This is a genomic window from Kitasatospora sp. NPDC057198 (assembly GCF_042670125.1).
Lineage (GTDB): Bacteria > Actinomycetota > Actinomycetes > Streptomycetales > Streptomycetaceae > Kitasatospora.
In genome coordinates this window covers 1-5,475 of record NZ_JBHUWH010000502.1, presented here as the reverse complement: position 1 = coordinate 5,475, position 5,475 = coordinate 1, and the positions used below count along the sequence as shown (strand labels likewise).

Here is a 5,475-nt window from a genome sequence, read left to right as displayed (position 1 = left end):
GCCCCGGGACGCGCAGTGACGATCCGTCAGCACCTGCCGCGGGGCATCGGCAGCCGGCCGGCGTGCCGGCGGCGCAGCTCGGCGGCGATCTCCTCGGCCTCGCCCTCCGGCAGCAGCGGCAGCATCATCGCCACCGCCTGCACCAGGCCGCCGAGCAGGTAGGTGGTGTCGGGCGTGCCGGCCACCAGGGCGCGGACCTCGGCCACGTCGCCCGCGGCGACGGCCTCCAGCAGCAGGGCGGCACCGGCCGCCTCCTCGTCCACCGGCACCTGGGCGGTGTCGTGCGGGGCGCGCCGGGCGAGGCCGCGCAGCACCCGGTCGGCGACCTCGGGAGCGTACGCCTTGCGGACCGCCTCGGCGGCGATCCACACCAGCAGGGTGGCCACCTCGCGCTCGACGTGCTCGGCGAGCAGCCGGTCCAGCTCGGTGTCGAAGGCAACCTGGTTCCCGTGCCGGAATGCCAGCAGCAGCGTCGCCGCCCTGGCCTTGGCCGCCTCCACCTCTTCCCTCGGAAGTTCCTCCGAAAGTTCGTCGGCCAACTCCCCGGTCGCCATCATGCGCGCACCCTCCGTTCGTGCCCCGCCCGAATGGGAACGTCGCCCACCGTACACATCGGACGTGCAAAGGTCGCTGAACGCGCGGGGATCGGCAACGCAATGCATTCCAATCGGTTCGGTTCGTCAATTGCCGCGTAATGACGCCGAATAGGGGGTGTTTGACCGGTACCGCGACGCGCGGGCAAGGGAATTGACAAACCGCCGGGAACAACTCGGGAAAAGCGGAGGGCCGCCGCCCCCGTGGGGAGCGACGGCCCTTCCCTGGCCGGTCAGCCCTGCGGCAGCGCCGCGAGCTGGGCGGTGATGCGCTCGATGTCGGCCTCGGCGGCCGCCAGCCGGGTGCGGATCTTGGCGACCACCTCGTCCGGCGCCTTGGCCAGGAACGCCTCGTTGCCGAGCTTGCCGGTGGCCTGCGCCTTCTCCTTCTCGGCCGTCGCCAAGTCCTTCTGCAGGCGCTTGCGTTCGGCCGGGACGTCGATGGTGCCGGACAGGTCGAGCTCGACGGTGGCCCCGGCCACCGGCAGCGAGGCGGTGGCGTGGAAGCCCTCCTCCGGCAGCGTCAGGCGCAGCAGCGAACGGATCGCGGCCTCGTGCACCTCCAGTCGGTGGCCGGCCAGCCCCAGCCGGGCCGGGACCTTCTGGGTGTCGCGCAGGCCCTGGTCGTTGCGGAACCGGCGGACCTCGGTGACCACCTGCTGGAGCAGGGCGATCTCCGACTCGGCCTCGGCGTCCCGGTAGCCGGAGTCCTTCGGCCACTCGGCGATCACGACCGACTCGGCGCCGGTGAGCGCCGTCCACAGCGCGTCGGTGACGAACGGGACGATCGGGTGCAGCAGGCGCAGCGTCACGTCCAGCACCTCGCCGAGGACCCGGCGGGCGCGGTCGGCCTGTGCGCCGCCCTTGTTCAGGGTGGTCTTGGAGAGTTCGACGTACCAGTCGAAGACCTCGTCCCAGGCGAAGTGGAACAGCGCGTCCGAGAGCTTGGCGAACTGGTAGTCGTCGTACAGCGCGTCGGCCTCGGCGACGGTGGCGTTCAGCCGGGACAGGATCCAGCGGTCCGCGGCGGTGAGCTCCTCCGGCGCGGGCAGCGGGCCCTCGACGGTGGCGCCGTTCATCAGGGCGAAGCGGACGGCGTTCCAGATCTTGTTGCAGAAGTTGCGCGAGCCCTGGACCCAGCTCTCGCCGATCGGCACGTCCGCACCGGGGTTGGCGCCGCGGGCCAGCGTGAAGCGGACGGCGTCGGCGCCGTAGGCGTCCATCCAGTCCAGCGGGTCGACCACGTTGCCGAAGGACTTCGACATCTTCTTGCCGAACTCGTCGCGGACCAGGCCGGTCAGCGCGATGGTGTGGAACGGCGCCTGGCCGTCCATCGCGTACAGGCCGAACATCATCATCCGGGCGACCCAGAAGAAGATGATGTCGTGGCCGGTCAGCAGCACGTCGGTCGGGTAGAACTTCTCCAGGTCCGGGGTCTTCTCCGGCCAGCCGAGGGTGGAGAACGGCCACAGGCCGGAGGAGAACCAGGTGTCCAGCACGTCGGTGTCCTGGTGCCAGCCCTCGCCGGCGGGCGGCTGCTCGTCCGGTCCGACGCAGACGACCTCGCCGTCCGGGCCGTACCAGACCGGGATCCGGTGGCCCCACCAGAGCTGGCGCGAGATGCACCAGTCGTGCATGTTGTCGACCCAGTCGAAGTAGCGGCGCTCCAGCTCCTTCGGGTGGATCTGCACCCGGCCGTCGCGGACCGCGTCGCCCGCGGCCCTGGCCAGCGGCTCGACCTTGACCCACCACTGCAGCGACAGCCGCGGCTCGACCACCGTCCGGCAGCGCGAGCAGTGGCCGACCGCGTGGTCGTACGGGCGCTTCTCGGCGACGATCCGGCCCTGCTCGCGCAGCGCGCCGACCACGGCGGCGCGGGCGTCGTGCCGGTCGAGGCCGAGGAACGGGCCGTGCACCGTGATGGTGCCGCGCTCGTCCATCACCGTCAGGTTGGGCAGGTTGTGGCGCTGACCGATCGCGAAGTCGTTCGGGTCGTGCGCCGGGGTCACCTTGACGGCGCCGGTGCCGAACTCCGGGTCGACGTGCTCGTCGGCGACGACCGGGATCTCCCGGTCGGTCAGCGGCAGCTTGATCGTCCGGCCGACCAGGTGCGCGTAGCGCTCGTCGGACGGGTGGACGGCGATCGCGGTGTCGCCCAGCAGGGTCTCGGCCCGGGTGGTCGCCACGACGATCGAGTCCGCGCCGTCGCCGTAGCGGATCGAGACCAGCTCGCCGGGGACGTCCGCGTGGTTGACCTCGATGTCGGAGAGCGCGGTCAGGCAGCGCGGGCACCAGTTGATGATGCGCTCGGCGCGGTAGATCAGGCCGTCGTCGAAGAGCTTCTTGAAGATGGTCTGGACGGCCTGGGAGAGGCCCTCGTCCATGGTGAAGCGCTCGCGCGACCAGTCGACGCCGTCGCCGAGCCGGCGCATCTGGCCGAGGATCCGGCCACCGTAGTTCTCCTTCCACTCCCAGACCTTGTCGACGAAGGCCTCCCGGCCCAGGTCGTGCCGGGACAGGCCGGCCTCGGCGAGCTGCTGCTCCACCTTGTTCTGGGTGGCGATGCCCGCGTGGTCCATGCCCGGGAGCCACAGCGCCTCGAAGCCGAGCATCCGCTTGCGGCGGGTCAGCGCGTCCATCAGCGTGTGCTGGAAGGCGTGGCCCAGGTGCAGCGCGCCGGTGACGTTCGGGGGCGGGATGACGATGGTGTACGCCGGCTTGTCGCTCTTCGCGTCGGCCGTGAAGTAACCGCGCTCCACCCAGCGCTCGTACAGCTCGCCCTCTACCTCTGCCGGGGCGTAGGTCGTCGGGAGGGTGGCTGCGTCGGCCCCGGGCTGCGAGCTCGTGGGGCGCTGGTTCGTCGTGTCGGTCACGACGCACAGTTTACGGAAGGCCGGACCGCGGTTACGAACCGATTGTGCGCGGACCACTCGGGCGCGCCGGGGGGGCCGTACGATAGCGTGCCGCATGGTAGACCACTCGACCGAATCACAGGCCGCGCAACTCGAAGGCGGCGGGGGAGACTGACGACTGATGTACGGCCAGGGGCAGGGACCGCAGCAGTATCCGCAGGGGCAGCCGCAGCAGCCCTACGGCGCTCCGCCGCCGCAGCCCGGCTACGGCCAGCAGCCGCCCGCGTACGGCGCGCCGCAGCAGCCCGGCTACGGCTACCCGCAGCAGCAGCCGCCGGCCCCGCAGCCCGGCTACGGCTACCCGCAGCAGCAGCCGCAGCAGTACGGCGCGCCGCAGCAGCCGGGCTACGGCGGCTACCCGCCGCCCCAGCCGTCCAAGGGCCGCGGCGGTCTGATCGCGGTGACCGTCGTCGTGGTGCTGCTCGCGGCCGGCGGCGGCATCTGGTGGGGCATGAAGGGCGACGGCGGCGGCACCACCACCGACCCCGCCAAGGGCGCCGACACCAAGGCGAAGTACAAGCTCTCGGCCCCGGAGAGCGTCGCGGGCTACACCCAGAAGTCCTCCCACGACGGCAACGGCATGACCGGGCTGGAGGGCGCCGGCACCTTCGAGGCGTCGATCAGCGTGTCCTTCCAGAAGGGCGAGGGCGGGATCGCCAGCCTCAACGGCACCTGGGGCACCATCGACAACCCCGGCAAGGCCGCCGACGCGATGGTCGCCAAGGTGGAGCAGGCGTTCGACGAGAACAACGGCGAGGCCGACGGCGACGGCAAGGTCACCTGGAAGCAGAAGTTCAAGGCGTTCGACGCCAAGGACCCCAAGGACCCCGGCAGCCAGCTGCGCTGCGCCGTGATCAACATGACCGGCACGGTCGGCGGCAAGGAGATCTCGCAGGACCAGCCCGCCTGCGTGTTCGCGAGCCACTCCACGATGGGCACCATCAACGCGGGCGACATCGACCCGAAGGCGCACTCGCTGTCGATCGACGAGATGGCCGCACTGGCCCGCCAGATCCGGGACGCCTCCACCGTGGCCAAGTAGACCCCCGCACCACCTTCTTCACGCGTGAACGGAGCCCCAGCCGTGTCCGACAACCAGTTCGGCCCGCCGCAGCCCGGTTTCGGGCCGCCGCAGACCCCCGGCGCCCCCACCCCCCCGCAGGGCGCCCCGGGCGTCCCGCAGCAGCAGCCCGGATACGGCTACCCCCAGCCCCAGCAGCCGCAGAACCCCTGGGGCGGGTCGGTTCCGCCCCAGGGCTACCCGGCCGGTGCCCCCGGGTACCCGATGGGCTACCCGGCTCCGCCGCGGAAGTCCCGCAAGGGCCTGTGGATCACGCTGTCGATCGTGTCCGCGGTGATCCTGGCCGGTGCCGGCGTGGTCGGCTACCTCGCCTACGACACCGTCTCCAAGTCCGGCAAGAACAAGCTGGCCCTGCCGACGGTCTTCCAGGGCATGGACAGCTCGGCGCAGGCCGATCAGGCCCAGGAGGTGGCCGACCAGATACGCCGGACCGCCATCGAGAGCGGCGGCACGCCCGACGGCACCACCAGCGCGATCTACATCGCGGACGACCAGAGCCGGATCCTCCAGGCCAGCGGCTACTGGAGCAAGTTCCCCAGCCCGAAGAACCAGCTCGACCGCGAGTTCTCGGCGATGGGGAAGGACGGCGGCACGTTCGAGGGCCGCAAGTCGATGGACGCGGGCGGGAACGACGGCGTGATGGACTGCGCCATCGGCACCTTCAGCGGCGAGAAGCTCGCCTTCTGCCTGCTGGCCGACCACTCCGTCGTGCTGTCGGTGGTCGAGCGGTCCGCGGACGACGAGACCTCGCTGGACAAGGTCGCCGCCGACACCCGCGAGCTGCGCAAGAGCGGCGAGGTCGCCAAGTAGCCTTCGTCGCACCGCAGTTCGGCGGGCAGGCACCGCAGTTCGGCGGGCAGGACGCGACACCACGGGAAGGGCCCCGCAC

The 5,475-nt window shown here is 71.4% G+C and carries 4 protein-coding genes; 2 read left to right on the top strand and 2 right to left on the bottom strand.

Going from position 1 to position 5,475, the window contains the following annotated elements; translation table 11 throughout:
• Positions 1-26: 26 nt before the first annotated feature.
• Together ACFUEL_RS34145 and ACFUEL_RS34140 are read right to left on the bottom strand one after the other, a co-directional pair.
• Positions 27-557, bottom strand: a complete 531-nt coding sequence (locus tag ACFUEL_RS34145; protein ID WP_380241207.1) for a hypothetical protein — start codon at positions 555-557, stop codon at positions 27-29.
• A gap of 269 nt (positions 558-826) precedes the next feature.
• Positions 827-3,466: a valine--tRNA ligase gene (locus tag ACFUEL_RS34140; protein ID WP_380241205.1), complete on the bottom strand. Its 2,640-nt coding sequence runs from the start codon at positions 3,464-3,466 to the stop codon at positions 827-829.
• 160 nt (positions 3,467-3,626) lie between these two features.
• Between ACFUEL_RS34140 and ACFUEL_RS34135 the strand changes: the two genes are divergently transcribed.
• Both ACFUEL_RS34135 and ACFUEL_RS34130 read left to right on the top strand, forming a co-directional pair.
• Positions 3,627-4,547, top strand: a complete 921-nt coding sequence (locus ACFUEL_RS34135; RefSeq protein WP_380241203.1) for a hypothetical protein — start codon at positions 3,627-3,629, stop codon at positions 4,545-4,547.
• Positions 4,548-4,589: 42 nt separating this feature from the next.
• The gene (locus ACFUEL_RS34130) at positions 4,590-5,396 is read left to right on the top strand and encodes a hypothetical protein (RefSeq protein ID WP_380241201.1); all 807 of its coding nucleotides are present in this window, start codon (positions 4,590-4,592) and stop codon (positions 5,394-5,396) included.
• Positions 5,397-5,475: the final 79 nt, after the last annotated feature.